Annotated in this window: 27 protein-coding genes and 1 pseudogene; 15 read left to right on the top strand and 13 right to left on the bottom strand. The window is 35.4% G+C overall.

Annotated elements, in window-relative coordinates; translation table 11 throughout:
- Positions 1–504 precede the first annotated feature (504 nt).
- From T429_RS0104470 to T429_RS0104510, 8 genes are all read left to right on the top strand, one after another.
- Positions 505–1,401: a septal ring lytic transglycosylase RlpA family protein gene (locus T429_RS0104470; RefSeq protein WP_005773542.1), complete on the top strand. Its 897-nt coding sequence runs from the start codon at positions 505–507 to the stop codon at positions 1,399–1,401.
- Positions 1,402–2,297: 896 nt separating this feature from the next.
- On the top strand, positions 2,298–3,461 hold the full coding sequence (locus tag T429_RS0104480) for a D-alanyl-D-alanine carboxypeptidase family protein (RefSeq protein WP_005775122.1): 1,164 nt from the start codon (positions 2,298–2,300) through the stop codon (positions 3,459–3,461).
- Positions 3,462–3,490: 29 nt separating this feature from the next.
- Complete coding sequence (gene tmk / locus T429_RS0104485; protein WP_005773544.1) at positions 3,491–4,135, top strand: dTMP kinase; 645 nt, start codon at positions 3,491–3,493, stop codon at positions 4,133–4,135.
- A complete protein-coding gene (locus tag T429_RS0104490; protein WP_005773545.1) occupies positions 4,132–5,178 on the top strand; it encodes a DNA polymerase III subunit delta' in 1,047 nt (348 codons plus the stop codon). The genes tmk and T429_RS0104490 overlap by 4 nt, the downstream gene beginning before the upstream one ends.
- Positions 5,179–5,256: 78 nt before the next feature.
- Positions 5,257–6,816: a methionine--tRNA ligase gene (gene metG / locus T429_RS0104495; protein ID WP_005775121.1), complete on the top strand. Its 1,560-nt coding sequence runs from the start codon at positions 5,257–5,259 to the stop codon at positions 6,814–6,816.
- Positions 6,806–7,579: a TatD family hydrolase gene (locus tag T429_RS0104500; protein WP_005773547.1), complete on the top strand. Its 774-nt coding sequence runs from the start codon at positions 6,806–6,808 to the stop codon at positions 7,577–7,579. The genes metG and T429_RS0104500 overlap by 11 nt, the downstream gene beginning before the upstream one ends.
- A gap of 10 nt (positions 7,580–7,589) precedes the next feature.
- Complete coding sequence (locus T429_RS0104505) at positions 7,590–8,399, top strand: MBL fold metallo-hydrolase (protein WP_005773548.1); 810 nt, start codon at positions 7,590–7,592, stop codon at positions 8,397–8,399.
- 112 nt (positions 8,400–8,511) lie between these two features.
- Complete coding sequence (locus tag T429_RS0104510; RefSeq protein WP_005773549.1) at positions 8,512–8,871, top strand: hypothetical protein; 360 nt, start codon at positions 8,512–8,514, stop codon at positions 8,869–8,871.
- Between the two features lie 405 nt (positions 8,872–9,276).
- On the opposite strand, the gene T429_RS0104515 is transcribed toward T429_RS0104510, so the two are convergent.
- The 3 genes from T429_RS0104515 to pcsA are packed head-to-tail and all read right to left on the bottom strand — an operon-like array spanning position 9,277 to position 11,575.
- Positions 9,277–9,693, bottom strand: coding sequence for a DUF6163 family protein (locus T429_RS0104515; RefSeq protein WP_005773551.1), 417 nt, complete (start codon positions 9,691–9,693; stop codon positions 9,277–9,279).
- Positions 9,690–10,736 (bottom strand): enoyl-CoA hydratase/isomerase family protein, encoded by a 1,047-nt coding sequence (locus T429_RS0104520; RefSeq protein ID WP_005773552.1) that lies wholly within the window; start codon positions 10,734–10,736, stop codon positions 9,690–9,692. The genes T429_RS0104515 and T429_RS0104520 overlap by 4 nt, the downstream gene beginning before the upstream one ends.
- A 26-nt stretch (positions 10,737–10,762) precedes the next feature.
- Entirely contained in the window at positions 10,763–11,575 is an 813-nt protein-coding gene (gene pcsA, locus T429_RS0104525; RefSeq protein ID WP_005773553.1) for a phosphatidylcholine synthase, read from the bottom strand.
- A 182-nt stretch (positions 11,576–11,757) separates the two neighbouring features.
- On the opposite strand from pcsA, the gene T429_RS0104530 reads away from it, so the two are divergent.
- The 4 genes from T429_RS0104530 (at position 11,758) to sodC (ending at position 15,188) form a co-directional block, all read left to right on the top strand.
- A complete protein-coding gene (locus tag T429_RS0104530) occupies positions 11,758–12,981 on the top strand; it encodes a UbiH/UbiF family hydroxylase (protein WP_005775120.1) in 1,224 nt (407 codons plus the stop codon).
- 629 nt (positions 12,982–13,610) lie between these two features.
- A complete protein-coding gene (locus tag T429_RS0104535) occupies positions 13,611–13,955 on the top strand; it encodes a hypothetical protein (protein ID WP_005773555.1) in 345 nt (114 codons plus the stop codon).
- Entirely contained in the window at positions 13,948–14,274 is a 327-nt protein-coding gene (locus T429_RS0104540) for a hypothetical protein (RefSeq protein WP_034461860.1), read from the top strand. The genes T429_RS0104535 and T429_RS0104540 overlap by 8 nt, the downstream gene beginning before the upstream one ends.
- Positions 14,275–14,663: 389 nt before the next feature.
- On the top strand, positions 14,664–15,188 hold the full coding sequence (gene sodC, locus T429_RS0104545; RefSeq protein ID WP_005775119.1) for a superoxide dismutase family protein: 525 nt from the start codon (positions 14,664–14,666) through the stop codon (positions 15,186–15,188).
- Positions 15,189–15,379: 191 nt separating this feature from the next.
- Here sodC and T429_RS11255 read toward each other — a convergent pair whose 3' ends face one another.
- From T429_RS11255 to T429_RS0104595, 10 genes and pseudogenes are all read right to left on the bottom strand, one after another.
- Positions 15,380–15,778 (bottom strand): hypothetical protein, encoded by a 399-nt coding sequence (locus tag T429_RS11255; RefSeq protein WP_005773558.1) that lies wholly within the window; start codon positions 15,776–15,778, stop codon positions 15,380–15,382.
- A gap of 30 nt (positions 15,779–15,808) precedes the next feature.
- A pseudogene (locus T429_RS11260) lies at positions 15,809–15,889 on the bottom strand (DNA methyltransferase); the annotation flags it as partial.
- A 192-nt stretch (positions 15,890–16,081) separates the two neighbouring features.
- Complete coding sequence (locus tag T429_RS11265) at positions 16,082–16,303, bottom strand: hypothetical protein (protein WP_026500880.1); 222 nt, start codon at positions 16,301–16,303, stop codon at positions 16,082–16,084.
- 25 nt (positions 16,304–16,328) lie between these two features.
- On the bottom strand, positions 16,329–16,526 hold the full coding sequence (locus tag T429_RS11270; RefSeq protein WP_026500881.1) for a DNA methyltransferase: 198 nt from the start codon (positions 16,524–16,526) through the stop codon (positions 16,329–16,331).
- 360 nt (positions 16,527–16,886) lie between these two features.
- Positions 16,887–17,288, bottom strand: coding sequence for an SUF system Fe-S cluster assembly protein (locus tag T429_RS0104570; protein WP_005773561.1), 402 nt, complete (start codon positions 17,286–17,288; stop codon positions 16,887–16,889).
- Positions 17,281–18,525: a cysteine desulfurase gene (locus T429_RS0104575; RefSeq protein ID WP_005773562.1), complete on the bottom strand. Its 1,245-nt coding sequence runs from the start codon at positions 18,523–18,525 to the stop codon at positions 17,281–17,283. Before T429_RS0104575 ends, T429_RS0104570 begins: the two co-directional genes overlap by 8 nt.
- Before the next feature lie 10 nt (positions 18,526–18,535).
- Complete coding sequence (sufD, locus tag T429_RS0104580) at positions 18,536–19,798, bottom strand: Fe-S cluster assembly protein SufD (RefSeq protein ID WP_005773563.1); 1,263 nt, start codon at positions 19,796–19,798, stop codon at positions 18,536–18,538.
- A gap of 7 nt (positions 19,799–19,805) precedes the next feature.
- Positions 19,806–20,561, bottom strand: a complete 756-nt coding sequence (sufC, locus tag T429_RS0104585) for a Fe-S cluster assembly ATPase SufC (protein ID WP_005773564.1) — start codon at positions 20,559–20,561, stop codon at positions 19,806–19,808.
- Positions 20,562–20,722: 161 nt separating this feature from the next.
- Positions 20,723–22,234, bottom strand: coding sequence for a Fe-S cluster assembly protein SufB (gene sufB, locus T429_RS0104590; protein ID WP_005773565.1), 1,512 nt, complete (start codon positions 22,232–22,234; stop codon positions 20,723–20,725).
- Positions 22,235–22,393: 159 nt separating this feature from the next.
- On the bottom strand, positions 22,394–23,551 hold the full coding sequence (locus T429_RS0104595; protein ID WP_005773566.1) for a cysteine desulfurase family protein: 1,158 nt from the start codon (positions 23,549–23,551) through the stop codon (positions 22,394–22,396).
- Between the two features lie 164 nt (positions 23,552–23,715).
- Here T429_RS0104595 and T429_RS0104600 point away from each other — a divergent pair, with 164 nt between their 5' ends.
- The 3 genes from T429_RS0104600 to bcp all read left to right on the top strand — a co-directional run bounded on the left by T429_RS0104600 (position 23,716) and on the right by bcp (position 26,678).
- A complete protein-coding gene (locus tag T429_RS0104600) occupies positions 23,716–24,396 on the top strand; it encodes an alpha/beta hydrolase (protein WP_005773567.1) in 681 nt (226 codons plus the stop codon).
- A 329-nt stretch (positions 24,397–24,725) separates the two neighbouring features.
- Positions 24,726–25,979, top strand: coding sequence for a tyrosine--tRNA ligase (gene tyrS, locus T429_RS0104605; RefSeq protein ID WP_005773569.1), 1,254 nt, complete (start codon positions 24,726–24,728; stop codon positions 25,977–25,979).
- 213 nt (positions 25,980–26,192) lie between these two features.
- Positions 26,193–26,678, top strand: coding sequence for a thioredoxin-dependent thiol peroxidase (bcp, locus tag T429_RS0104610; RefSeq protein ID WP_026500882.1), 486 nt, complete (start codon positions 26,193–26,195; stop codon positions 26,676–26,678).
- The last annotated feature ends 205 nt before the right edge of the window (positions 26,679–26,883 follow it).

The raw sequence follows: 26,883 nt of genomic DNA on the forward strand, positions 1-26,883 counted from the left end.
GCTAATTCTTTTTGGAATTTTTTTGATTTATTCTATAGCCAATTCTTTTCTATCAGCTGTTTTGCTATAGAGTACTCCTCTGCCAAACCCGAAAGAGCTTTAAAACTTGTGATATAATTACACTTATGTTGATAACAATTGTGGCTACTCGTTTTCGTAATTCATGGACTGTGTTTTAATGCCCACCACATCACGTGAAACAAGTTGGTAAAATCGATACTTATTCACAATTTGTGTTTATTCACAGCTTATCTTATAAAATGATTTTCTATAAGATTTTGATTTATATATATTTTATCTTCGGGCTTTTTCATATAGTGCATTTATTTCTTATGACAATCATAAAATGGTTAACAATGTGTTAATTTTTTGATAAAAGAAGCAAATTCAAGGATGGTATATGCGCGAGGGATATCATTTAAAAACGTGAATACTCCTCTCGCGTATAGAAAGCGTGACGTGTTTTTTACAGTAGTACTTAACAAAAATAAGTGGACTGAATAGATGCCTTCAAATAGTAAAAAGAAATTTACTTCTATTATCAAACAGACATTTCAATTATTTTCTATGATCGTTATTTCTCAATCATTGGTGTCTTGTTGCGCAAGCGAAACCGCACATTTTTCAATAAAAGATTCCTATCATAATAAACCAATTGACGTAAATACTTCTGTTCTACCGAAACAAATATCCAATAATAAAAATCAATCAGAAGCAAAAAAACGTGGGCGGGCGATTGTTGGTAAACCTTATCAGATAAAAGGAAAGTGGTATTATCCTGAAAATGATCCAACGTATGCACGTGTTGGCGAAGCATCATGGTATGGTTCAGATTTTCATGGGCGTTTAACGGCAAACGGTGAAATTTATGACATGAACCTTCTGACTGCTGCTCATCCTACAATGCCTTTACCTAGCTATGCTCGTGTTACTAATTTGAAAAATGGATCTTCACTCATTGTTAGAGTGAATGATCGCGGACCTTTTATGAAAGACCGTATCATTGATTTATCAAAGCAAGCTGCAACAATACTTGGTTATGTAGATAGGGGCGTTGCAGATGTTAAAGTAGAATATATTGCTGAAGCACCCATTGGCTATTATGATGGTGCGTATTTAATGGCCTCTTATACTCCTGGAAATACGGCCTCATACTCATTAGCGTCAGAAAACGTTTCGAAAAAAAGAGAAACTGTTTTGTTCAAGGAGCGCAACACAGAGAACAAAGAAGGATTAGCTAAAGCAGACCCTGTTTTACAGGAACAACGCAATAAAAATGTTGCAGTGAAATTACCAGAAATTGGTCCTATCATGGTTGATAAGCCGGTGCCATTCGATCAAGTTGCTTCTATAAATAAGCTCAACAAAAAAACAAAGGTCAATTGGCTACAACTATTTTAAGAAAAATGCGTTGATTTTTAATCAATATCATTTTCAAATAGAAAGAAAAAAAGGGGGGAGTATTATTAATAATAACTTAATGTGTCTCTCCAATTGATTGCCAGTCTATTCTTGCTTTTATGACAGTGTTTTCTGATAAAGCGCGTGTTTTTTTGTTGTAATCGCTTTTGCTAAATTGAAGGAAAGTAGGCCGCATGAATCTGTTTATGTAATCTCTGAAATGATTACACAATCTAATTGCGAAACAATATAAAATAATACTCCCTTTTGATTCGTCTTTGCAGCCTTCAAAAGCATATAAGGTAATTATGAAGAGATTACGTGTTGCCTCATGCTTTTTTCTCAATTTCTTAATGGAGTAATACCCTTCACGTAGGCTGAACATCTCAAACAAAATACACTTTATTGCCAATTCACAGGTACCCATTTTAAAGAAATATATGCTCTAAAATCTATTTTATGACAGCGTTCGTGAGAGGAGAACTGTAAAGCTATTAGGCATGACTCTCTTTACATGTATGAAGATATAAAGATACATTTTGCAAAGCTCTTATGTTTTGCAAAAGTCCTTAGTATTTGAGAGATTTATAAAAAGTATTTTTACACTCTCTTTAATAATCTTAATCTTTACCCCTATCCTAATCTTACTTATGAAAGATAAAAAAGTGATCATTTATTATAAATAAATCAACGTACTAATAATAAAAAAGCCCAAAAGTCTTTGCATCTTTCATGCTTTAAAATTTTAAAATTAACTCTCGCGTGGAAGATGCTCATGCTGAATGAAAATAAATTTTTTTCTTGAATTCTCAATAATTCTTTAATTTGCAGAAATAAAAAAGTTTTTTCCTATATAATGATTCTTGATGCTGATCTTTGGATGGGAGGAGTGACTCATGTATACAGTATTAAGGATCTTATTGACCTTATGGGGAATATTGGCATTTAACACGTGGGGGAGAGCACAAGATTTTCAAACTTCCGCTTCACAAGTGTTGTTACTCGATGATGATACAGAAACAATACTCCTTGAAAAACAAAGTGATATTCCTTTTTTTCCTGCTTCATTAGCAAAATTGATGACGGCGGAAGTCATCTTTCATCAACTAAAAGAAGGATTTTTAAGAAGTACACAGAAATTTAAGGTCAGTGAAAATGCATGGCGCAAGGGTGGGGCACCTTCCGGTACAACCACAATGTTTGCAAAAATAAAGACAGAAATCAGCATTTCTGATCTTTTGCGTGGTTTAATTATTATGAATGGAAATGATGCTGCTATTATTCTTGCTGAAGGAATATCAGGAGATGAGGCTCACTTTGCACAATTGATGAATCAGCGCGCTAAAATAATTGGATTATCTGAAAGCCATTTTGTTAATGCAACAGGGCTTCCCGAAGAGGGACAATTTGTGACAGTGCGCGATATGATTATATTAGCGCGTCATATTGCTCAAGAATATCCAGATTATTATGCACTTTATCGTGAGCCTCATTTTACGTGGAATAATATTTTTCAACGAAATAAAAATCCTCTTATTTCTAAGGAAATTGGTGTAGAAGGATTTGGTTTTGGCTACAGCGAAAGGGAAGGTTTTTCGATGGTTGCCACCATTTATAAAAATCATCGGCGTCTTTTTTTAGCACTCAATGGTTTGCAAGATGGTAAAAAACATACAAAGGAAATAGAACGCATTCTTCAATGGGGAATAACAGCTTTTGATCTCAAAACGATTTTTACAAAAGGAGAAACGGTTGCTCGTGCTTCTATTTATGGCGGGAAAGAAAATTTTGTTCCACTAATTGTTAAGAAGCCGATAAGTTTTATGCTTTCCAATGAAAAAAAAGCCAATGTTAAAGCAAAAGTTAAATATCATGGTCCCTTAAAAGCGCCCATCGTTGCAGGGCAATCAGTTGGCATTATTCAAATTTTAGAAGATAAAAAGGTGCTTTTGGAAAAACCAGTTTTTGCCGGTGTGAATGTTCCGGAAGGAAGTTTCTTTACAAAAGTAAAAGATGCATTCTATGAAATAACAATTGGATGGTTGCGAAAATATTTATAGTTACGCGCTAATAAGGTTAAGGTTTATACGTGTCAGGTTATTTTATTACATTCGAAGGAGGGGACGGGGTAGGAAAAACAGTGCAGATTGCTTTACTTGCTGAATATCTCTCTCGCCAAGGTTATGATGTTGTTACAACACGAGAACCAGGAGGAACACCAGGGGCAGAGGCAATCCGGCATATTTTGTTGTCAGGTCAGACACAACAATATGGACCGTTGATTGAGGCAGTTTTGTTTACAGCGGCACGCACCGATCATGTGAGCGAGATTATTGCGCCTTCTTTGCAAAAAGGTAAAATCGTTTTATGCGACCGCTTTATTGATTCTACACGTGTTTATCAAGGACTTAATGAAACTGTCAATTCTTCTATTCTTTCTGTTTTAGAGTGTATTGCGCTCAATGGTATCATGCCTCATTTAACATTTTTATTAGATATGCCAGCAGAGTTTAGTATAAAGCGTGCCAATTTGCGAAGAAAACAAACAGAAGAAATCGATTATTTTGAAAAAGATCAGTTGGAAATTCAAGAACAAAGGCGTCAAGCTTTTCTTCAATTGGCCAAACAAGAGCCACAGAGGTTTCGCGTTATTGATGCGACTGCCTCAGTGGAAGTCATTGCGCATCAAATAAAAAATTTTTGTCATCAGGTATTGTTGGATCAGTTTTCATGAGTGATGTCATAAATATCTTACCCCAATATGATGGTATTGAGACAATTTTATCTCCGTCCCAGAATAATGTTATCTTTGGTCATGAGGATGTTCGTGACTTTTTAACACAAATGCTTAAAGAAGAGCGTTTGCACCATGCGTTATTATTTGAAGGAGAATATGGAATTGGAAAGGCGACATTAGCCTTTCATCTTGCTTGGAATATTTTAAGTTCTCAAAAAGGAAATTTCTTAGAACCCGATCCTCATTCTATTCCATGGCGCCAAATTACACAAGGGAGTCATCCTGGTCTTTTGTATATTTCACGTCGATTTGATGTCAAAACACAAAAATTTAAAACAGGAATACTCATTGATGATATCCGTGATATTATGCATTTTTTAAGCCGAACATCGCAAGATAATGGATGGCGTATTGTTATTATTGATTCTGCAGACGATATGAATAGAAATGCCGCCAATGCACTTCTTAAAATACTTGAAGAACCGCCTACAAAGACGCTCTTTATTATTATCACACATTCTTTAGGAAAATTGCTTCCAACCATTCATTCACGGTGTCAAAAAATTTCTTTTCGCCCACTCAATCATGATGAAATGCAAAAAGTCATTACACATATTTTCACCAATCAGGATTTACCTGATGAAAAAACGATTGAAATGATTATTAAAAAATCTAAAGGAAGTCCTCGAAAAGCAGCTTTACTTATTCGCCATGGCGGTCTTGAAATTATTAAAACAATTGATGCCCTTCTAGAGCAACCTGTTTGTAACGCAACGATTGTACACACGCTTGCACAAACATTTTCATCTGTTTCTTCCCCATTCCAATTTCAACAATTTTGTGATGAAATTCTTGATAAAGTTCAACAAAAAGCTATCACGCTCGTTGAAAAAGGAAATTTATTTCTCTCAAAAAAATATGCACAAAAATGGCAAGAGTTCCATCAAGAAATAGAGGAGATACAACTGTTTAATCTCGATAAGAAGCAGCTTGTTATTAACTTACTTTTTAGAATTCATAAGATCATACATGAGGATTAGTTTTTCCGTGACAATGTGATGAACAAACGTTATGTCATTGTATCTTTTCTTTATTAGCGTTTTACAAACGAGTATGACATGCGTGACACATATTACATAACCACTCCCATTTTTTATCCCAATGGTAACCCGCATATTGGGCATGCCTATAGTGCCATTGCAAGCGATGTCTTAGCCCGCTTTCAACGATTAAACGGAAAAAATGTATTTTTTCTTTCTGGTACAGATGAGCATGGTCTAAAGATGCAACAAACTGCAGCAACATTGAACATGACACCTCAGCAACTTGCAGATCGTAATAGTGCTGTGTTTCAAAAAATGCTTGCGGTATTAAATTGTTCTAACGATGATTTCATCCGCACAACAGAAGAGCGCCATTCACAAGCTTGTCAAAAAATTTGGAAAAAGATGGAAGAGAATGGCGATATTTATCTTGGCCGTTATAAGGGGTGGTATTCGGTTCGCCAAGAAGCCTATTATGAAGAGAAAGACACGGAAATTGGACCCGATAATATTCGTCGCGAGAAAGAATTAGGCTCTCCTGTTGAATGGAATGAAGAAGAAAGTTATTTTTTTAGACTTTCTCGTTATGAAAAAGCTCTTCTTGAATATTATGAAAAATATCCTGATTTTATTGCTCCCATTGAGCGGCGTAATGAGATTATAAGTTTTATCAAATCAGGTTTAAAAGATATTTCTATTTCACGCACAAGTTTTAATTGGGGAGTTTCTGTTCCTGATAATCCAAAACATGTGATGTATGTCTGGGTTGATGCCCTTACAAATTACCTATCAGCAATTGATTTTTTTAATGAAAATTCAAAAAAGCGTGATTTTTGGCCTGCAAATACGCATATTATTGGTAAGGATATTATTCGTTTTCATGCCGTCTATTGGCCAGCATTTTTAATGTCTGCTGGGGTTGAATTGCCTCAAAATATTTTTGCACATGGTTTTTTACTTAATCGTGGTGCAAAAATGTCAAAATCTATAGGAAATGTCGTTGATCCTTTTGAAATGGTTGATCATTATGGTCTTGATCAGGTTCGTTATTTTCTTCTTCGTGAAGTACCCTTTGGACAAGATGGTAGTTATAACCATGAAAGCCTTGTAAACCGTATTAATGCCGATCTTGCTAATGATCTTGGTAATTTAGCACAGCGTTCTTTATCTATGATTGCTAAGAATTGTGATGCAAAGGTTCCTAGACCTGCTGCATTTTTAGTTCAAGATAAACAGCTTTTAGAACAATCTCTTCAAGTGCTTGAAACTGTAAACCAAGCAATGTCTTCTCATAGTATGCATTTAGCCCTTTCAGCTATTTTTTCACTTGTAGCAGATGCCAATCGCTATTTTGCCAACGAACAACCTTGGAGTTTACGAAAAAATGATCAAGAGCGATTTTCGACAGTTCTTTATATAACTGTCGAAATCTTGCGACGTATAGGAATTATGCTTTTGCCTTTTATCCCCCAATCCGCAGCAAAACTTCTTGATAGCCTCGCGGTTGCTGAAGATGATCGGTTATTGTATCATATAAGCCATACAAAAATTCAAGAAGGGGTTGATCTTCCACTACCAGAACCGATTTTCCCTCGTTATGTCTTGAAGAAAGAAGATTCTCATCATGCTCATTGATACACATTGTCATCTTGATTTTGAAGATTTTTCACAAGATTTGGATAATGTTATCCAACGGGCTTTCAATGCTGACGTTCAACGAATGATCACAATTTCAACCCATGTTCGTAAGTTAGATACGCTGTTAGCTATTGCACAAAGCTATGAGCAAGTCTTTTGTTCCGTTGGAACACACCCTAATCATGCGCATGAGGAACAAGATATTACAGCCAAAGAGCTAATACAACTTTCAAGACACCCTAAAATTGTTGCGTTTGGGGAAGGGGGGCTTGATTACCATTATGATTATTCTACACCAGAAGAGCAAAAGAAAGTTTTCCAAGAACATATCATTGCTTCTCGAGAAACACAGATTCCTCTTGTTATACATTCACGCGATGCAGATATCGATATGGAGAAAATCTTACGCGAACAGATAAAGGAGGGAGCTTTTCCCTTTATTCTTCATTGTTATTCGTCTGGAATGCAGCTTGCTCGTGCCGGCATTGAACTTGGGGGTTATATTTCTTTTTCAGGTATCCTTACCTTTAAAAATGCATTTGAAATCCGTGAAATAGCAAAAATTGTGCCCCATGAGCAGTTGCTGGTGGAAACAGATGCACCATTTTTAGCCCCCACTCCTCATCGGGGAAAAACCAATGAACCATCTTTTGTATGCTATACAGCAGCTATTTTAGCTGAAACAATTGGCTTAAGCATTGAAGAAACAGCTCAAATAACAACCCGTAATGCTTTTCGTTTATTTAGTAAAATGAAATAAGGCAAAAGCTATGTGTGATCAGTATCGATTTACAATATTAGGCTGTGGTCCCTCTCCAGGTGTGCCACGACCCAATGGCGATTGGGGAACATGTGATCCCAATAACCCTAAAAATAAACGCTACAGAAGTTCTTTATTAGTTGAACGCATTAAACCATCAGGGAAAAAAACAACGGTCGTTATTGATACAGGTCCAGATTTTCGTTCACAAATGATCGATGCACGTGTAAGTCATCTTGATGCTGCTCTTTACACGCATTCTCATGCAGATCATATCCACGGTATTGATGATTTACGCAGCTATGCTCTTGCACAAAAATGTTTAATTGATATTTATGCAGACAGCTTTACACTAAAGCATCTTAAAAATGCTTTTGGATATTGTTTTCAAACACCAAAAGATTCCTCTTATTCACCTATCTTAAAAGAGCATCTTATCGATGAAGATAGCCAATTTATTATTCAGGGGCAGGGGGGAGCAATAAGCGTCAATACGCATTTACAATATCACGGAAATATTCATTCCTTAGGTTTTCGTATTGGGAATGTTGCTTATTGTACAGATGTTAGTGAATTTCCTGAGAAAACATTATCCAAATTAATGGATTTGGATGTTCTTATCATTGAAGCCCTTCAATTTAAATCTCATCCGAGTCATTTTTCTGTTGATCAAGCATTACAATGGATAGAATATTTAAAACCAAAACAAGCCATACTCACACATATGGACAGATCGCTAGATTACAATAAGCTCGTCAATTACGTTCCGGCTTATGTAAAACCGGCACATCAAGGTCTTATTTTTGAAACAGAGGCATAACACCATCAACGCAATATTTTGCTTTAAATAAAAACCCTTTCTAAAAATTATTCTTTATTTTGTTTTATTTTTGTCGTAATTGGTGCTTTTTTATGTCAAAAGTGAGGTTTTTATGCATAAGTGTTTTAAGCGGGGAATATGTATTGTGGCTTTAGCGGTTTCCTTGACAGCATGTGGGGGGCGTTTAGAAAAAAATATTTCAACGACAACATTACATGATGGAACAATGAGTTGTGCTGATATTCAACGAGAGTTTTTTGCTAATCAACGTCAAATTAATGATACAATCGCAGAGCGTTCTAAAGCAAGAAACAAAAACGTAGCTTTAGCAGCAGCAGGTGTTATATTTGTACCTGCTTTGTTTTTTATGGATGTAAAATCAAGTGAAAGTAATGAAATTGCAGCTTTAAACAATCGTAATGCTGTTTTGAGTGATCTTGCACGTATGAAACGTTGTAAAATAGCACAATAATTTTTTTTAATAACTATCTTGGTCTTTAAAGAATATACTTTAAAGACCAATTAAGAAGCGTAAGCTCTAAAAATATATAAGCTAATATTCGTATGCCATTTTTCTCCAAATTTTCCATGATTTTTTTGTCGAGGATGTATGTTTTAAATTAGAGTTTGTGGTGTTTCCATTGCGTTCAGGAGGTTTTATTTTCTGCATTAAATTATCGCATAATATATATTATGGAACTTTTTGTGGGGAAGGTACGTTTTATAGCTCAGTACGTTGGAAAATGAATAACCATTCCAATGAATAACCATTCCTATGTCTGGCCAATTGTAGTCCGTATCTTTTTAAATTTTAAAACTTGGATGACTGATGACTTTAGATTGAAAACCGATCCTGTTTTATTCTGACTCGAAAATTTCAATCACAATTTTTTTTATTTTTTATTCTTTTAAAAAAAATCATCATAATTTGTAGGATCACAAAGACTAAAAATAATATCCCATGAAATAATGGTACAAATCGCTGATCAACAAAATTGGAATAATAAAGTGTTATTATTTCAATCAATGCTGCACTACACCATAAAATAATACCCCATAATGAATACATCCACAGTCCAATCAAGGCAACAGGATAGAGAATAGCCAATATCGCTGATGCAAATTGCCACTGCAAAGGCATAAGATCAAAACGCCATAGAATACCTGGAAAGACACCAACTAGGCGTATCCAATAAAAAATACTAAAGCTCAAGCAAATAAACGCCAAAAATCGTAAATAACAGTTATAAATTAAGTTGATTTTTGAAATCCGTTTGTGTGAATTATTTTTCACAATAATAACTCTTGTTCAATAGGTTGGAAATAAGCCTCTACCATTTCATCTGTTACATTTGAAAGTTTATCTGGCTGCCATTGAGGTGTTTTGTCCTTATCAATTAACATAGCCCGTATTCCTTCACAAAAATCGTGTGAATTAATCATATGGTGTGCAATGCGGTTTTCAATTTTCATACAATCTTCCAAAGTTTGAGCTGTATTTTGTCTCATTTGTTTCCAGATAACTTTTAAACTTATCGGAGAACGTGACTGCAGAATATCATAACATTCTTTAGCAAATAAAATACCTTCATTACTTTTTTTATGAAGCAATTCAAGACATTCTTCTAATGTCTTGGCACTAAAACAAGTGTTAATAATACAGCGTATTTCATGACTCGTTTCATAGTCTTTTGTAATTGCGTGCTCATTTAAAGCTAAAGTAGGATCTCCCTGCTCAATAACCGCTTTCCTAATCTTATCGAGCTCAACTTCAGGAACGGCATGTGTTGCTAATCCTAAATTTAAACAATCTCCCCATTTTAACTGTGCGCCAGTTAATGCAAGATAGATGCCAAAATGATTGGGAAGAGAGGGTAAGAAAAAACTTGCACCAACATCGGGGAAAAATCCTATCGCCCCTTCTGGCATAGCAAAAATTGTATTTTCTGTAACAATTCGATGAGAACCATATAGAGAAATACCTACCCCTCCTCCCATACAAATACCGTTTAAGAAAGAAATATAAGGCTTTGGAAAACGTTTAATATAAGCATTTAAACTATATTCCTCTCTAAAATATCGATAAGCAGAGGCACTTTTCTCCATATGATAGATTTCTACAACATCTCCACCTGCACAAAAAGCACGTCCCTCCCCTTCAATTAAGACACATAAAATATCATTATCCGTTTCCCATGTTGTGAGAGCTTTTTTTAAAGCGAAAACCATTCGCCCATTAAGAGCATTTAAGGCTAAAGGGCGTGTGAGCTTTATAATACCAGCACACCCTGCTTTCGTAAAAGAAATATCATTATCTGCTCCAAAATCAATTTGCATCTCACATCCTTCTTAAAACAATTATTTCATTGTTTTTTTATATTTTTTGCCCCAAGTTGAGGAAATATTTGCATGATCGCGCCAATGCAATAAATATAAATCCCTGTTATTGAAATTCCTATTTTAACCCAATAGGGAGCCTCTAATTGATAAAAGAAAGCCGCAACACCAAAGAAACACCATAAAAGGAAAATTGGAAAATTAATTTTCCGTAAACGACAGACTCTTACAGGATGGATGAAATAAATTGGTAAGAAAGATATGATGGCCGATAAAACAATAATGATAAAGGTAATCCACTCCTCTGGTCTTACGACAAAAAGTGTAAAAACCATCATATTCCAAACGACAGGAAATCCTTTAAAAAAGTTTTCTTTGGTTTTCATACCCGTATCTGCATAATAAATAGCCGATGAAATAACAATAACTGCACTCAATGAAAACGATAATCCTACCCCCATAAAACCACTTTGATAGAGAGCAAAAGCAGGAATTAAAACATAAGTTACATAATCAATGATATTATCTAACAGCTCTCCAGACCATGTTGGAAGAACGTATTTAACATCAAGTTTGCGTGCAATGGGTCCATCTATACCATCAACGAGAAGTGCAAGCCCAAGCCAACAGAACATAGCTGTCCATTCTTTTTGAGAAGCCGATATAAGAGAAAGAAACGCTAAAAATGATCCCGAAGCTGTTAATAAATGGACAGAAAAAGCCTTTGCTTGTGGCATTGTTACTTTTTTATGGCGTAATAATTTAGCATTTGTTTTGATTTTTTTTGTTAGTTTACGTTTCAAGGTTTTCTTATCCTCGTTTTTAAAGTCTTCATCCATCTACCAATACGCCATTTCCACCCATGATATGACTCAGCATAAAAAAATCATAAAAAGGTTACTTTTTTATATCGCATTATTTATTACATAATATAATAGAAGAGCTTCATACAATAAAAAGAGAGCAATCATTTGGAAATGTTAAAATATTTGCTCATTGAGGAAAGGCTCAGCTCGTTGTGATGCTTGAAAAGAAAGAACATAAAGATATTGCTGTTATTGGTGCAGGTCCTGTCGGGATGTTAACCGCATTGAGGCTTGCGCATAAGGGGTTTTCTGTTTTTCTTGTTGGCCCCCCTGCTCTTACAGATGAGTTAAGGACAACAGCTCTTATGATGCCTGCAATACACACGCTCCAAAAACTTAATATTTGGAATAGTCTTCAAAAAAAAGCTGCAGCTTTATCGTCCATGAGAATTATCGATATAACTTCTAGGATTGTGCGTGCACCTACGGTGCATTTTTCTTCTGCTGAAATTGGTGAAAAAGCTTTTGGCTATAATATACCCAATGTAGAATTGAACTCTGCTTTAGTGGATGCTGTTACACAGATGCCTAATATTAAAAGATTTGTTTCTGAAGCCAAATCTTTTCATCACACCAAAAGTCATGTCTCTATTACTCTTGCTGATGATAGTGTCATTCAAGCCCCCCTTGTTATTGCGGCTGATGGACGGCACTCTCTTACACGTGCGGCAGCTGGGATAACCGTCAAACAGTGGAACTATCCACAAAAAGCGCTTGTTCTCAACTTTTCTCATGAATTTTCTCATCAAAATACATCAACTGAATTTCATACAGAACATGGTCCATTTACACAGGTTCCGCTCCCTGGGCAAAAATCTAGTCTTGTATGGGTGGTTCACCCTTCTCGTGCTGAGGAATTATTGAACATAGAATCAAAAGAAATTGCAAAAATAATTGAAAATCAAATGCAATCAATGCTTGGAACGCTAACCTTAGAAACATCAATTCAAGCATGGCCGCTTTCAGGACTTCTCGCTCATCATTTTGCTGCGAATCGAACGATTTTAGTGGGTGAGTCTGCTCATGTTTTTCCCCCTATTGGGGCACAGGGATTAAATTTAGGATTCCGTGATGTTCAAACTTTGATTGATATTTTACCCAATCAAATATCCGATTTTAACTCTGAAATGATTGTTACACAATATAACAAATACCGCAAACCAGATATATTCATCCGCAGTGGAGCTGTTCATACCCTCAACTCTGCTTTACTTTCTCATATGTTGCCTGTTCATATCATGCGCAGTATTGGGCTTGGTCTATTACATAATTGCTCACCATTACGTAATTTATTTATGCGCGAAGGAATGTATCCCAGTTATGGTTTCAAGAAAATGATGCAAATATTTCCAACAAAATCGCCCAAACAACTTTATTGAGCAATAACGGATAATAACGCAAAATAAATACTCATTTTGTCTCTAACTTACTTATGCAAATAAAAACTATTAATAATTACACATAACGTATAAACACCCAAAAGGAATTATTTCATTCTTTAAGAGATAATATAATTCACAGCCTCTTTACCAGTTTTGTAAAAATTCATACTAGAATATTCATTCAATTGATTTGCGTGCTTGTTTTAAAGTAACATCTTCCACGTAAACTCGTTTCACAATAGCGACTGCATTAATAAACTATTAAACACTATTATTTTTCACTTATGACGGTTGAAAATCTGTACACTTCAGAACTGTTTGTCATCTTTTAATGTTCAGAGATTCCTCATATTTTAGATCATTTCTAAGAGAATTTTTATTCCTTTATAGCTTTGTACTCATACACCAGCTTCTTTGAGTTCGTATCATAATATATGTATAATTAATATTTCTTATAATCCTCTATAAAAACATCAAAGTTATAGATAAAAAATAATAAAAAACAGTTTTATTTAATCAATAAAATTTCATTTTTTTATTAAGTATAATATTAAAAATAAAATCATCTTGGGAACCTGTTAGCAATACAACGGTTAATGAAGTGTTGTTTCAACAGAGGTGACAATATGAAACTAAATAACATTTTGAAATTAAGTGTTTTTTTTATGATGATTGTATGTGTTTCATTGATCGTCACTAATTCAATCAGTGAAGTTTTTCATCTTCCTTATTGTCAAACCTTTACCTATAGCACTACTCAAAATGTCACTAAAATAGGTCAGAATTCATTTACTGCTTCACAAGTTAAAAATTGTCTTATGCAAAATGGTTTTGAGAACATTAAACGATTGCGTTTAGATGACAAAGGCATTTGGCGTGCTTTAGTAAAATTTAAAAAGTCTCACTTTTTCGTGTCCGTTGACTATTCAGGAACAATTAGCATTCAAAATGAAAGAAAAAAGTATGATTGATTTTAAAACTTACAGCAACGTTTCTATTCATCGTTTTAAGAAAAAGTTTTTCAAAAAGTTCTATCACTCTATTAAAGAATTTGCTTTTATTGGTGGTTTAAATGGTAGCATCTCAGGAGCAATCGCAGCCACTCTTGCTACTTATGGTTATATTGCTCTTCCAGGATTTGGTCCATTTATCGCAATGGGTGCAGGAGTAGCACTTTCTGCCGGAACGATAATAGGAGCGCTAATAGGATTAGGAATAGGAGGGAGTGTCGGTATATGCTGTATTGTATGGGAAATTTATATGAATCATAATAGTTCTTTCTCTTTATAAATTTCACAATGAATAGAAAACTAAAACTGTAGTCATTTTTTCTATGAACAAAACATTAAAATTATCAAGAAATTATAGGCTCTGTTTTTGGCTAAAATGATCATCATATTATTAGCTAACTTATTAAGATTAGTTGATTAATTCATTATTATACCTCAAAAAAATATATTTTTTTAAGCATCTCTTGAAGAAAAATAAGCGAGATATAATTATCCGTCTATAAAGGCTACATTTTTTATAGATCAAAAAATGAGAGTTATGTTCAGAAATATATAAAATATACTTTAGTTTATTTATCTTTATAGAAAATAATATTTCTATGTAATTTATTTTTATTAAAGTTAATTTTATAAATTAAATTTATTATAAAGTAATTATAAAGGTATTTTATGAAAAAAATATTATTCTCATTATTCGTTTTTATATCATTTATAATATATAAAAACTCTGCATTAGCACTATCAACAAAAGTAAATATTTATAAACTAGAAGATAATAATTCAAAAAAGGCTATTGGTAGCATTAAAATTGAAGAAAACACATACGGTTTGATTTTTATCCCTAATTTATCGACTTTACCAGAAGGGATGCATGGTTTTCATGTACATGTAAATCCTTCATGTGATACAAAAGATGGCGTAATTGCTGGAAGCGCAGGAGGACATTATGATCCTGAACATACCGGAAAACATTTAGGACCTTATAATGTCGATGGTCATCTTGGAGATTTACCAGTACTTTATGTTGATAAACAAGGATATGCCACGATGAGCGTTCTTGCTCCACGATTGAAAAAAATCTCTGAAATTACAGGACGCTCATTAATCATTCATTTAGGGGCAGATAATCAATCAGATAAACCATTACCCCTTGGTGGAGGTGGTGCACGTCTAGCGTGTGGCGTTATTGAATAAATAAAGAGGGTATTATGGTAAGCCGTATCGTATAACTTCCTTTTAACATAAAATGTGATAGAAATTTATTTTTTAGGCCATTTCAAAAAGTTAAGTAACCTATGAAAATGTTTCATAAAGTCATATTTCTTTTTGAATCTTTAATATAGATGATAAAGCACTTAACAGTAATCGAGACTAACACATTTGTATCAAAGGCGGCACAACAAATCAGCAATGTGCGATGGGAACCTACCTCTTCGCTCATAAGAAGGAGTTTGTTCATGGGTCATAGCACTTGTTGTTACATAAATATAATCTGTTTCAGTTGAATAGCCTTGAATCCAATAATAATTTTCATCCGGCGCATAGGCAAATCCCATATGTTTACTCACCGCTTCTGAAAGCATTATAGTATTATATTTGCGACTAATAATCCATTGTCCCCATGGATTTTTTTCTAACAGAGAAGGTGTAAGACAATAATAACGGAATCCACCGCCACCCTGCCAATTGACACTTTGGGAAATTCCCCATTGATCCATTCCATCAATCACCTGTTTTAAACGAGGAATAATATGGCTATGACAATGTTTATCAAGTTCAATCATAATCCACTTGCGTCCCATTTTATGAGCAACAGCAACAGTCGTGCCAGAACCTGCAAAAGAATCTAGGACAAGATCACCGGGATTAGTTGCAAGTTGTATGATGCGTTCTATTAACCATTCACAGGTTTGGGAGTTGTAAAAACATCATCAGAATTAAAAGCTTTGACTTCTCTTTTGGCATCTTGATTGTGCCTTACTTCCCTATAGGGTCAAATGGTCATTGAAACTATACCGTTTTTTACTTCTGATAAAAAACGCTTTATCGAGGGAACATTGCTTCCTGTTGAACCAAACAAAATACGATTATCTTTCTAATAATTCAGAGATTTTTTTACTAACACGCCAACTCGTTCCAGCAGGAGGCATCACTTTGCGTCCAGAAGGTGTAGTGATTTCATAAATATCTTTAGGCGTTACCCTTTTTACAGATAAATCTCCAGATTTCCAAGGACAACGCGGATCATTATCAGGATTTTTATAGCGCCATCCATATCGCTTGAACGAGGAAGCAATTGAGAGCGCCAAATCATTTTATCTTTGGCATAAACCATTATAAAATCATGGTTATCTGAAAGCCATTTTGTAGTGTATATTTCTTTTGCCAAATAATATTGTGGATGAAATTTTGGCGACCAAAAATTTCATCCATCATTACTTCAAAATAGGCCTGTTCGTCATCATCAATCGATATCCAGATACTTCCGTCATCCGCAAGCAAATGATGTAATAATTCTAATCTATCTCTCATAAGACTAAGCCATATGGAGTGTGCTCCAAACCATCTACATAATGCTCAAAGGCATTGCCTGTATTATAAGGTGGATCAATATAGATGTATTTTACCTTTCCCGTATATTCTTGCTCAAGTGCTTTGAGTGCGAGTAAATTATCACCAAAAATAAGTTTATTATCAAAAATATCTTAGGATGATATTTGATGCGAGGCATGATAAGATTTTTCAAGATTTTCTAATAAAATACGAGGTTCCAATTTGGGGTGTTTTTCTTTTCCAATCCAGATAAGTTCTAATTTTTGTGTATTATAATGCATGTGATCGTTTTTAAGTTTAACTGTTTGCGAAAAGCGATGTGTTTCATGAACAGTATTGTTAATACCATCCGACAGCAATTTGCGCTTCTTCTGACATACACTCAGGTGTCCACGGTGGATCAAAAGTCATCGTGACTTCAACATGCGAAACCCCTTCAACGGCACTGACAGCATTTTCTACCCACCCTGGCATTTCACCCGCAACAGGACAACCTGGCGCTGTAAGAGTCATTTCAATTTTTACTGAACGATCATCTTCAATATCAATACGATAAATCAGTCCTAGCTCATAAATATCAGCAGGAATCTCTGGATCATAAACTGTTTTAAGAGCAGCAATAATATCATTCGTCATACGATCAATTTCATCTGCGGGAATTGCTGATATGTAAGATTTTTCATTTTCGCTTACAATTTCAGTAGATTCTGTAGAATGACGCTCTTCTATTAACTCACCCATTAAAAAATGTCCTTGTTTCTTTTAATGCTTCGACTAATTGATCTATATCCTCTTGAGTATTATACATGGCTAATGATGCACGACAAATAGATGTTAAACCAAAATGCTGTAATAAAGGCTGCGCACAATGAGTTCCCGCACGGATTGCTACTCCTTTTCTATCAATAAACATAGCAATATCATGAGCGTGAATCCCTTCAATTACAAATGATATAATAGCGCCTTTATTAGGACAGCAACCATATATACGCAATGATTCAACGGTTTTAAGCTTTTCATGCGCATAAGCTGAAAGGGACATTTCATGGGCATGAATTGTACGGAGGCCTTTTTCTTGTATATAATCAATAGCCGCAGCTAATCCAATAGCTTCAACGATAGGAGGTGTACCTGCTTCAAAACGATAAGGAGGAGCATTATAAAGAACCTTATCGGTTGTTACCTCCTCAATCATTTCTCCTCCTCCTTGAAAAGGACGCATTTCCTCTAACCGATGTTCCTTACCATAAAGAACACCAATACCTGTGGGACCATAAAGCTTATGTCCTGTAAAGACATACCAATCACAATCGAGATCTTGTACATCAACGGTTAAATGTATTGCTCCTTGAGAACCATCAACAAGAACAGGAATAGAATTTTGATGTGCTCGCTTAATCATCTCTTTAACAGGAGGAATAGTCCCTAATATATTAGACATATGCGTTATAGCGACAAGCCGCGTTTTTTCGCTTAAAGCCTTTTGAAAATCCTCAATATGCAGAACTCCATTTTCATCAACAGGAACAAAAATAAGTTTAACTCCTTTTTGTTCACGCAGAAAATGCCAAGGAATAATATTTGCATGATGTTCCATGATCGTTAAAACAATCTCATCACCCTCCTTGAGTTTGGGCATCGCCCAACCATAAGCAACTGTATTAATCGCTTCCGTTGCATTTTTCGTAAAAACGATTTCTTCAGCTTTTTGAGCATTTAGAAAAAGACGAACAGTTTCACGAGAATTTTCATAGGATTGTGTTGCTGCATTGGCTAAAAAATACATTCCCCTATGCACATTAGCATAACGATAGTGATAATAATTATTCATTGCATTGAGTACTGATTGTGGTTTTTGAGCAGAAGCACCACTATCAAGATAGGCTAATCGCTTTCCATAAACTTGATGATGCAAAAGAGGAAAATCACGTCGAATTTCTTCGACATTATAATTGAATGTTTGTACGTCATTTTCCATTTTTTCTCTCTTAAACATTTTTTTCAAGCCATTGAGCAATGATATTCTCCAAAACAGTCTGGATATTCTCTTGCTGGATGTCATCAATAAGCTCGGCAATAAATCCTTTAATCAAAAGAGCACGAGCCGTTTTAAAGGGAATACCACGTGCCATGAGATAGAAAAGATAATCACGATTAATATTAGCAACTGTTGCACCATGACCACAGGCGACATCATCAGCAAAAATCTCCAGTTCAGGTTTTGCATTAAATTCTGCATTATCTGAAAGGATAAGGCTATTGCAAGCCATGCGTGCATCGGTTTTTTGCGCTTTTTGAGCAACACGTATGATCCCTTGAAAAACACCCACAGCCTTATCTGTAACTACATTGCGTATAATTTCAGTTGATGTTGAATTTTCTTCCACGTGACGAACAGTCATTGTAAGATCACTATGGGTTTGTCCTGATAGTAAATTTATAACACGCAATTGAAAATCAGATTTTTCTCCCTGTAACTCAATATCGACTTCCTGACGATTGAGTTGACTTCCTATATTAATGACATAAAGTGATAATTTTGCTCCTTGAGCAAGAACAGCACGCAATCGACCAAACTGCGTAGAATTAAAACCACGATTGCGAATAAGAATCCATGTAACTTCACTATGAGCGGCAATATTTAATGAAAATATTGAACTGACAAAGGTCTCTTGATCATTGCCAACCTGATGTTCAATAAACATAACTTGACTATTTTTATCAACTTTTATGTCTGAAAAAGTATGAGATTGTCCTCCCATTTGTATATTTTGTAATTCAATGGGCCTATTTAACTTTGTATTTTCAGGAATGTGAAAAAGCCAACCCTCTGTAACGAAAGCTGTATTTAATTGCCCAATAAAGTCCTCATCAGAAATATTTTGATCTATCGATACAGAATTGTCTTCTAATGCATCTGAAAGGCGTTTTACTGTAATCTTGTCGATCCTTGACTGCGCCGCTATTTTTCCATTGTTCATGGAAAAAACAGCGCTTTCTGAAAGTAATGCATCAACCGATTGATTGTCTTGGTCTTTTGAAAAATCGCTCACAGACTTCAGTAACGTGCGCAGATTGGTATAATGCCAATTTTCGATTTTACGAGAAGGAAGACGTGTCGTTTGAAACTGATCAATAGCTTTCTTGCGGATTGCTTTCACAGCTTTATCACCCGGTAGGTCATTGATATACTGATTAAATTTACTAAGTATATCCTCTTCAACCGCTAATAAGTTTTGCTGTATCTTCATAATAGCCTCAAACCGCCTCCTTGATAAGGTCAGCATACCCATTTTGCTCTAAATAAAGCGCTAAGGATTTGTCTCCGCTTTTAATAATTCGTCCTTTATAGAGAACATGTACCGTGTCAGGAATAATATAATTAAGTAGCCGTTGATAATGGGTAATCACCAAAAATGAACGTTTTGAATCCCGAAGTTTATTAACACCATCTGCAACAATTTTTAATGCATCAATATCTAAACCAGAATCCGTTTCATCTAAAATGCACAGTTTAGGTTCAAGAAGTGCCATTTGTAAAATTTCAGCGCGTTTTTTTTCTCCCCCTGAAAAACCTACATTTAATGGACGTTTTAGCATATCCATATCTATTTCAAGTTTCGCTGAAACCTCTTTAACATATTTTATAAATTCAGGAATTTTAAGCTCTTCACTCCCACGTGCTTTGCGTTGAGAATTCATTGCGACTTTTAAAAATTCCATCGTCGCCACCCCTGGTATTTCCATTGGATATTGAAATGCAAGAAAAATACCATATGCAGCACGTTCTGCTGGATCCATTTCTAAAATTGATTGGCCATTATAGAGAATATCGCCTTCTATTACTTCATAATCATCACGACCAGCTAGCAAATAAGATAAAGTTGATTTTCCGGCACCATTTTGTCCCATAATCGCAGCAACTTCTCCATCTTGAACCGTTAAGTTTAAACCACGAATAACTTCTGTATCGGTCCCGGCAATGCGGGCGCGCAAATTTTTTATCTCTAACATCATTAAATCCTGTTCTGGCTGTTTTTTTCAGATACCAATGCGTACTATTTTGCCTTAACATCCATCTCTTTTGTAATCACCATAGAGATCATTTTTTTACCTTATTTTCTACTGTTACAGCCGTGTTACATCAAGTCTTCGATTTCTCTCATTAAATAAAATTATCCAACACTCCCCTCAAGGCTAATACCAATAAGCTTTTGTGCCTCGACAGCAAACTCCATGGGAAGTTTTTGAATAACTTCTTTTACAAAACCATTGACAATTAATGCTATTGCCTCTTCTTCGGGAATTCCTCTCTGCATAACATAAAAAAGTTGGTCATCAGAAATTTTTGATGTAGTGGCTTCATGTTCAAATTGAGCTGTTGCGTTTTTTGCTTCAATATAAGGCACTGTATGTGCCCCACAATCATTCCCGATTAACAAACTATCACATTGTGTAAAGTTACGTGCATTTTGTGCTTTTCGATGGGCTGTGACTTGTCCTCGATAAGTGTTATTTGAAAAACCAGCAGAAATGCCTTTGGAAATAATACGACTGGAGGTATTTTTTCCTAAATGAATCATTTTTGTACCGGAATCAATTTGTTGGTAACCGTTTGCAACAGCAATGGAATAAAATTCTCCACGCGCATTATCACCACGGAGTAAACAGGATGGATATTTCCAAGTAATCGCAGAACCGGTCTCAACTTGTGTCCATGAAATTTTAGAGTTATGTCCTCGACAATCTCCACGCTTCGTCACAAAATTATAAATACCGCCCTTTCCCTCTTTATCGCCAGGGTACCAGTTTTGTACTGTAGAATATTTAATTTCTGCATTTTCAAGGGCAATAAGCTCAACGACAGCAGCATGAAGTTGGTTTTCATCACGTTGGGGAGCTGTACACCCTTCAAGATAAGAAACATAGGAATCTTCAGCAGCAATAATCAATGTTCGCTCAAATTGCCCTGTATTGCGTTCATTAATCCTAAAGTAAGTTGAAAGCTCCATAGGACAACGAACCCCTTTGGGAATATAAACAAATGAACCATCAGTAAAGACAGCTGCATTTAAGGCTGCATAATAATTGTCCCCTACTGGTACAACTGTTCCCAAATATTCTTTAATAAGCTCAGGATGTTCAATAATCGCCTCTGAAATAGAGCAAAAAATTACACCCGCACGCGCCAGCTCTTTTTTAAATGTTGTCACAACCGAAACAGAATCAAAAACCGCATCAACAGCCACCTGCCCCGATACAGACACATTGTCATCAAAGGTAGAAGGATCAGACTGTTTTCTGACCCCCGCTAAAATCTCTTGTTCCTTAAGAGGAATGCCAAGTTTTTCGTACGTTGCTAATAACTCAGGATCCACTTCGTCCAAAGATTTTGGCCCCGTATGATTTTTAGGAGCAGCATAATAATAAAGCTCCTGAAAATCAATTTTAGGATACTCAAGACGCGCCCAATGAGGCTCTTGCATTGTCAGCCAACGACGGTAAGCTTGTAAGCGCCATGTTAGCATCCATTCAGGCTCATTTTTTTTAGCAGAAATAAATTTGATAATACCTTCATTTAAACCTTTCGGCGCTTTATCCGTTTTAATTTTCGTTTCAAAGCCATATTTATATTGGTCAACATCTATTTCACGGACTTGGCGTATCGTTTCTTGTACTGCCGGCATAAATCTTCTCCATTTTTTGGCATCAAAAACCGGTAACTAAAAGTCTTGTTTTTACAAGATTAAAATTAAGCAAGTTATTTCTTAAGGCTATAGGCAAAGTGCTAAAATTTCAATCCAAGTTATTTGATTTTTAAAATAATTCTAATTTTTATAATTTTCTCATGATAAAATTTCATTCTTTTTTCTGCTTATCATTTGAGAAAAAAACAATAGAAAGTCATCAATATCTTCAGAGGTTGTCTCACGTCCCAGCGAAATGCGAATGGCACCATTTGGAATATGATACCCCATTGCTTCCAATACTTTGCTTTGTTTTACTTTTCCCGAAGAGCAAGCAGAACCAGCTGACACAGAAAATCCTTCTAAATCAAAAGCAATTTGCATGGTTTCAGCTTTTATATTTTTCACGGTAAAGTAAGTTGTATTTGGCAAACGTTGAACTCTTTTGCCAAAAATTTCAATATTTTGACTTATTTTTTGGAGTCCATCTTCTAATTTATTACGTAAATATAGTAGCTGTTTTATTTCTTCCTGTGTGAGACAATCAGCCATTGCTGCTCCAAAAGCAGCAATAAGAGGCAATGCTTCTGTTCCTCCACGTAAGCCTTTTTCTTGTCCCCCTCCGATAATAAGAGGATGTGGCATAAGGAGATTGCCACATGAAACAAAAGCACCAACTCCTTTAGGACCACCAACTTTATGGGCAGACAGTATAAAAAAGTCTCCTCCTAGCTGATTAATATCAACAAAATTTTTATCGATATATTGTGATAAATCAACAATAAGAGTACCGCCTAAATCACGAATAATAGCCGCTATTTCTTTTAACGGTTGAATAACGCCCGTTTCACTATTTGCAGCTTGAATAGCAACAAGCGGTAAACCTTTTGTTTTATCATGAGCCCTTAAGAGTGAATCTAATTTATCTTGTTGAATAAGCCCATCTTGATCAACTGCAATGACACTTATCAATTCTTTAGAGAAACGCCCTCCTTCTGCAACAGAAGGGTGTTCAGTCGCTCCAAGGTAAAGATGGGAAAATTTAACCTTTGCATTCCCCATCGTGTAAAAGGGTGTTAACAAAGTCATTGCTGCTTCACTCGCACCAGAGGTAAAGACAACGTTATCTGGATCTGTCTTAAGATTTTCAGCGATTTGTCGACGCGCCTTTTGCAATAAAGTTTTAGCAGCACGCCCTTCCTTATGAACGGATGATGGATTACCAAATATCTCTAAAGATTCCAGTAATGCCATCCGCGCCATTTTTTTTAGCGGTGTTGTTGCGTTATGATCAAAATATCGCCGTTTTATAACCATTTTACATCGCAATTATTAATCTTATGAATTGATGAAAAAATAGCGCAATTTTCTTGAAAAGTGCACTTAAAAAAGAATATCTAATGATTATTTAAGAGATTCTATGGTAAAAGTCGACCATGGTCAATGAGAGCCTTTTATAGCATTTAAGGAGCATTTATTTTATGCCAGAAATTATTTTTAACGGTCCCGCAGGTCGGCTCGAAGGGCGTTATCAACCTTCACAACAAAAAAATGCGCCCATTGCGATCATTTTGCATCCTCATCCTCAATTTGGTGGAACGATGAATCATAAAATTGTCTATGATCTCTTTTATATGTTCCAACAACGTGGCTTTACAACTCTCCGTTTTAACTTTCGTGGTATTGGTCGCAGTCAGGGGGAGTTTGATTATGGAATAGGAGAACTTTCAGATGCGGCAGCGGCTCTCGATTGGGTGCAAACACAACATCCGGACTCTAAAAATTGCTGGGTAGCAGGATATTCATTTGGAGCATGGATTGGCATGCAGCTTTTAATGCGCCGACCAGAAATTGAGGGATTTATCTCTGTTGCCCCTCAGCCTAATGTTTATGACTTTTCATTTCTTGCACCTTGTCCCTCCTCTGGGCTTATCATTCACGGTGGTATCGATAAAGTTGCCCCCCCAAAAGACGTTCAAATGCTTGTTGATAAATTGAAAACACAAAAAGGTATTATCATCACACAAGAAATACTGGAAGGGGCTAATCACTTTTTTAGTGGATTTCATGAAGAACTTATTGAACGATGTGCCCACTATTTGGATAACCATATTACCAATGAATTTCTCGCTCCCCCTCCTGAAATACTTTCACTCACTTAGGAAAACACAAAAGATTTATAAAAAAGTCAGCAAAAGCCATCCCTGATCATAACAAAGTGATTTTTTTAGATTGTATTTCTGATTTTTCTAAATTTTATTTCAGGATAGAAATAAGGATAAAAAAGAGTGTCTTTTTTATTTACTGGTTTCCGTTAAATTCCCTTTTTAAGCGTAAAAAGGGAATAATGCCTATATTATTATCTTCATTACCAATATGTCTGGTTCTCTTGTGATATATGTCATTTATGGTAGATAAAGCATGAATGATCCATTATATAATCATTTATTATATAAAATGATTGCCCTCTAAAAATTAGGAAATTGACTCTGTGTTTGCCTTTAAATCTGATTTTTTACACATTATGAGCGAACGTGGTTTTATCCACCAAATTTCGGATGAAAAAGGCTTAGATGATCTTTTTTCAAAAGAAACTGTCAGTGCTTATACTGGATTTGATCCAACAGCATCAAGCTTACATGCTGGAAGTCTCCTTCAGATCATGATGCTTTATTGGCTACAAAAAACCGGCCATCGCCCCATTGCTTTGATGGGCGGAGGGACAGGATTGATCGGTGATCCTTCCTTTAAAGATGAAGCACGACGACTGCTAACACAAGAGGATATTGCAGCCAATATTGATGGAATTAAAAAGGTATTTGCTAACTATTTGACGTTCGGTGATCAAGAAACCGATGCTTGTATTGTGAATAATGCGGAATGGTTGTGCAATTTAAACTACTTAGAATTTTTGCGTGACGTAGGAAAACATTTTTCTGTCAACCGTATGTTGTCATTTGATTCTGTCAGACTCAGACTTGAGCGTGAACACTCTTTGTCCTTCTTAGAGTTTAATTATATGATTCTACAAGCTTATGACTTTGTTGAACTTTATAAACGTTATGGGTTGCGTATGCAAATGGGAGGGTCTGATCAATGGGGCAACATTATTAACGGAATCGAATTGGGACATCGTTTAGGAACACCACAATTATACGCATTGACATCACCATTGCTGACGACCTCTTCCGGTGCTAAAATGGGTAAATCTTTGAATGGTGCTGTATGGCTTAATGCCGATATGCTTTCACCTTATCAATTTTGGCAATATTGGCGCAATACAGAGGACGCTGATGTAACACGGTTTTTAAAGCTCTATACTACATTACCCATGGATGAGATTCTTAAACTTTCTCTCTTACAAGGGACTGAAATTAACGAAGCAAAAAAAATTCTTGCAACAGAAATTACCGCAATGTTGCATGGACGTGCTCTCGCCGAGGCAGCAGCAGAAACTGCCCGCAAAACATTTGAAGAAAAAACACTTGGAGAAAATCTTCCAACGGTTGAAATGAGCGCAACAGAATTAAAAACAGGCACTGGATTGCTCTCTCTTTTAGTCAAAGCCGGACTTGCAAAATCAAACAGTGAAGCGCGCCGTCATATTCAAGGTGGAGGGATACGCGTTAATGATCAAATCATAAAGGATGAGACACACCTTATTATTGAAAAAGATGTCACAGTAGAAGGAATCATTAAACTCTCTTTTGGTAAGAAAAAACATGTATTGATCAAACCTCTTTAATCTATAGATGTCTCATTTGTTCTATAGATTTTATATCCGTGATAGGAGTATTTCTTGCGCTTTATTTGCTTATTTTTTCATTGAGCTTTTATGACAGAATAATTTTTATATGATAGCGAAAAATCTTTGAAAATTTTATTCTAGAGAGTTGAAACTTTATTCCTTCTCTGTATGCTACTCATTGATCTTTTCACTCAAAAAGAAAGATAAAACATGACAAAATCAATGAAAGGGACTCCTGCTCCTGACTTTAACTTGCCACGCGATGGAGGGGAGACTGTCCGTCTTTCTGACTTTAGAGGAAAACCTGTTGTCTTATATTTTTATCCCAAAGATGATACGAGTGGATGTACAAGTGAGGCACTTGATTTCACACAATTAAAGACGAAATTTGATGAAATCGATGTTGCTGTTATTGGAATCTCTCCAGATAATGTAAAAAAACACGATAAATTTAAAGTAAAACATGGACTTGATGTCATTTTAGTTTCTGATGAAGAAAAAACAACCCTTGAAGCTTATGGTGTTTGGGGTGAAAAAAGCATGTACGGACGCAAATATATGGGTGTCGAACGAAGCACTTTTTTAATTGATGAAAATGGAAAAATTGCAGAGGAATGGCGCAAAGTAAGCGTATCAGGACATGCTGAAAATGTTTTAGCTGCTGCAACGCTTTTACACCGTCATAATGGAGTATAAAATAGTATATTTTTAGAAGCAACAGAATCCTTCCCCAATAGATTTTATTTTTCCAACGGATTCAGTTTTTACAATATGTTTATTTATAGGAATAACTGATTATTTATTTTTTAAATCAGTCCTCCTGATATCGTAAATTTTCTCCTTTCAAATTTTTCTTATCTTAAATGAATCAAAAAATTCACTTGTTCCTGTCATAAGCAGG

This window comes from Bartonella elizabethae F9251 = ATCC 49927, from assembly GCF_000518165.1.
Lineage (GTDB): Bacteria > Pseudomonadota > Alphaproteobacteria > Rhizobiales > Rhizobiaceae > Bartonella > Bartonella elizabethae.

Excerpts from the sequence above, each read along its gene's own strand:
- T429_RS0104470 (WP_005773542.1), top strand. The coding sequence starts at position 505 with ATGCCTTCAAATAGTAAAAAGAAATTTACTTCTATTATCAAACAGACA.
- T429_RS0104480 (WP_005775122.1), top strand. The coding sequence starts at position 2,298 with ATGTATACAGTATTAAGGATCTTATTGACCTTATGGGGAATATTGGCA.
- T429_RS0104490 (WP_005773545.1), top strand. The coding sequence starts at position 4,132 with ATGAGTGATGTCATAAATATCTTACCCCAATATGATGGTATTGAGACA.
- metG (WP_005775121.1), top strand. The coding sequence starts at position 5,257 with ATGCGTGACACATATTACATAACCACTCCCATTTTTTATCCCAATGGT.
- T429_RS0104500 (WP_005773547.1), top strand. The coding sequence starts at position 6,806 with ATGCTCATTGATACACATTGTCATCTTGATTTTGAAGATTTTTCACAA.
- T429_RS0104505 (WP_005773548.1), top strand. The coding sequence starts at position 7,590 with ATGTGTGATCAGTATCGATTTACAATATTAGGCTGTGGTCCCTCTCCA.
- T429_RS0104510 (WP_005773549.1), top strand. The coding sequence starts at position 8,512 with ATGCATAAGTGTTTTAAGCGGGGAATATGTATTGTGGCTTTAGCGGTT.
- T429_RS0104520 (WP_005773552.1), bottom strand. The coding sequence starts at position 10,736 with ATGCAAATTGATTTTGGAGCAGATAATGATATTTCTTTTACGAAAGCA.
- pcsA (WP_005773553.1), bottom strand. The coding sequence starts at position 11,575 with ATGGATGAAGACTTTAAAAACGAGGATAAGAAAACCTTGAAACGTAAA.
- T429_RS0104530 (WP_005775120.1), top strand. The coding sequence starts at position 11,758 with ATGCTTGAAAAGAAAGAACATAAAGATATTGCTGTTATTGGTGCAGGT.
- T429_RS0104535 (WP_005773555.1), top strand. The coding sequence starts at position 13,611 with ATGAAACTAAATAACATTTTGAAATTAAGTGTTTTTTTTATGATGATT.
- T429_RS0104540 (WP_034461860.1), top strand. The coding sequence starts at position 13,948 with ATGATTGATTTTAAAACTTACAGCAACGTTTCTATTCATCGTTTTAAG.
- sodC (WP_005775119.1), top strand. The coding sequence starts at position 14,664 with ATGAAAAAAATATTATTCTCATTATTCGTTTTTATATCATTTATAATA.
- T429_RS11255 (WP_005773558.1), bottom strand. The coding sequence starts at position 15,778 with ATGATTGAACTTGATAAACATTGTCATAGCCATATTATTCCTCGTTTA.
- T429_RS11270 (WP_026500881.1), bottom strand. The coding sequence starts at position 16,526 with ATGAGAGATAGATTAGAATTATTACATCATTTGCTTGCGGATGACGGA.
- T429_RS0104570 (WP_005773561.1), bottom strand. The coding sequence starts at position 17,288 with ATGGGTGAGTTAATAGAAGAGCGTCATTCTACAGAATCTACTGAAATT.
- T429_RS0104575 (WP_005773562.1), bottom strand. The coding sequence starts at position 18,525 with ATGGAAAATGACGTACAAACATTCAATTATAATGTCGAAGAAATTCGA.
- sufD (WP_005773563.1), bottom strand. The coding sequence starts at position 19,798 with ATGAAGATACAGCAAAACTTATTAGCGGTTGAAGAGGATATACTTAGT.
- sufC (WP_005773564.1), bottom strand. The coding sequence starts at position 20,561 with ATGTTAGAGATAAAAAATTTGCGCGCCCGCATTGCCGGGACCGATACA.
- sufB (WP_005773565.1), bottom strand. The coding sequence starts at position 22,234 with ATGCCGGCAGTACAAGAAACGATACGCCAAGTCCGTGAAATAGATGTT.
- T429_RS0104595 (WP_005773566.1), bottom strand. The coding sequence starts at position 23,551 with ATGGTTATAAAACGGCGATATTTTGATCATAACGCAACAACACCGCTA.
- T429_RS0104600 (WP_005773567.1), top strand. The coding sequence starts at position 23,716 with ATGCCAGAAATTATTTTTAACGGTCCCGCAGGTCGGCTCGAAGGGCGT.
- bcp (WP_026500882.1), top strand. The coding sequence starts at position 26,193 with ATGACAAAATCAATGAAAGGGACTCCTGCTCCTGACTTTAACTTGCCA.